This is a genomic window from Candidatus Bathyarchaeota archaeon (genome assembly GCA_029882535.1).
GTDB lineage: Archaea > Thermoproteota > Bathyarchaeia > Bathyarchaeales > SOJC01 > JAOUKM01.
On sequence record JAOUKM010000083.1, the window covers coordinates 1 to 1,584 of the forward strand.

2 protein-coding genes are annotated in these 1,584 nt (G+C 41.7%); one reads left to right on the forward strand and one right to left on the reverse strand.

All coding sequences use genetic code 11. From position 1 onward, the window contains the following. On the forward strand, nucleotides 1–254 hold a 254-nt coding region (locus OEX01_09745), incomplete at its 5' end, for a 2-oxoacid:acceptor oxidoreductase family protein (GenBank protein ID MDH5449266.1). Nucleotides 255–573: 319 nt separating this feature from the next. On the opposite strand, the gene OEX01_09750 is transcribed toward OEX01_09745, so the two are convergent. Further along, on the reverse strand, nucleotides 574–1,437 hold the full coding sequence (locus OEX01_09750) for a universal stress protein (protein MDH5449267.1): 864 nt from the start codon (nucleotides 1,435–1,437) through the stop codon (nucleotides 574–576). Between the last annotated feature and the right edge of the window lie 147 nt (nucleotides 1,438–1,584).

Here is a 1,584-nt window from a genome sequence, read left to right on the forward strand (position 1 = left end):
TTGACAAAGATAAGGTAGAACACCTACTCGAAACAAAGGCAAAAGTTTTCAAAATTCCAGCGACAAAAACTGCTGCGAAGCTACTGAAATCAAGGCTTTATGCCAACGTCATCATGTTAGGAGCCTTAACTAAGATAACTGGCATTGTGAAAGAGGAGGCTGTTGAGAGGGCTATAACCGACAGCGTGCCTGAAACTGCAATAAAAGCAAACATTAGAGGCTTCAGAGAAGGCCTCAAACGTGCCGCTAAATGATGTTTTTGTTTGGAATAAAGATTTACACGAGACCTATGCAGAAATAATTTTATGGGCGGTTTTTAAGTGCGCTTAGGATGTCTGTTCTAGTCAAAACACAGCACAGTTTCTTTGGGGTTCTTTTCGTTAACTATAAGGATGCGCCCTATTTCATGGTCTTTCATCTTTTCAAAGGCCTCTAGAATTGAGTTATCTGGGTGGGCTACAATTAACTTCTTGTGGGTGATATTTTCAACTGAAAATTCGCCTCTTTTTTGTTTAGTAACATACATTAAATCTTATGAAGTTACCATACGCGCGCGCAAATAGAATCTGCTTTTCACCTGACTATTAGTACCGAACATCTTGCATGCATGCTTACGTCATCGCTCACGCTGCCAAGGAAGAACCGTTTTACACTACTTAGCCCTCTACTTCCGACAATGATGAGGTCATAATTTTCCTTCTTTGCAACTTTAATGATGGTTTCTGCTGGGCTGCCAAATTCTAGCCGTTTGTCAAAGTCTACTTCTTTAATTTTAGTCGCCGCGTCGCATAGGATGCTTTTACCCACCCCTTCTATCGCTTTTGGCTCTAGACGAAACAGCTTGTCCTCTTCAACATTGAGCAACGTTATCTTTGAGTTGTGCTTCTGGGCTAGTTGAACGGCGTATTCAAGTGCTTTGTATGCGTGTTTGGAGCCATCGATCGCCGCAAGCATTTTCGTAATTTTTTCCGGCTTTTGTTTAGCGATGAGAACAGGGCATTCAGCGTGCCTTGCAACCTTTTCGGCAACGCTTCCTAGGGAGAAGCGTTCAGCTTGGTTTTTCGCACGGTTTCCTATCACCACCAAGTCGTATCCTTCTTCTTTAACCAGCTGTAGGGCGGTTTCGGCTGGATCTTCGTATGTGACGAGTCTGGCATCGACTTCTACGCCTTCTTCTCTAAACAGTTCCTCGGCGTTTCGTATAATTTTTCTTCCCGCTTTTAAATACGAGTTTTCAATTTCATGTAGGATTGAAGGAGGTAATCGATGTTGGGCTTTCAGCTCTGGATGCATGAACTCGTGTGCGACTACGTGGATAACAGTTACTTTTGACTGGAATTTCTTGGCAATCAAAGCAGCGAGCATTTTTGCGTGAAAACAAGAATGCGAACCATCCACAGGAACAAGGATCTTCTGAAAGTATGATTTAGTCTTCATATCTTTCACATACATATCTAAATTCTATTCGACATTTTAAGGTTGCTTGATAAATAGATATGAAAGCGTAATCCATACAATTTTCACAAGCGTTTTCTCAGTATATGCATTAGATCTGTCTTGGTGAGAATACCCAACAGCTTCTTT

Coding starts and splice junctions, on each gene's coding strand:
- OEX01_09750 (MDH5449267.1), bottom strand. CDS start 1,437: ATGAAGACTAAATCATACTTTCAGAAGATCCTTGTTCCTGTGGATGGT.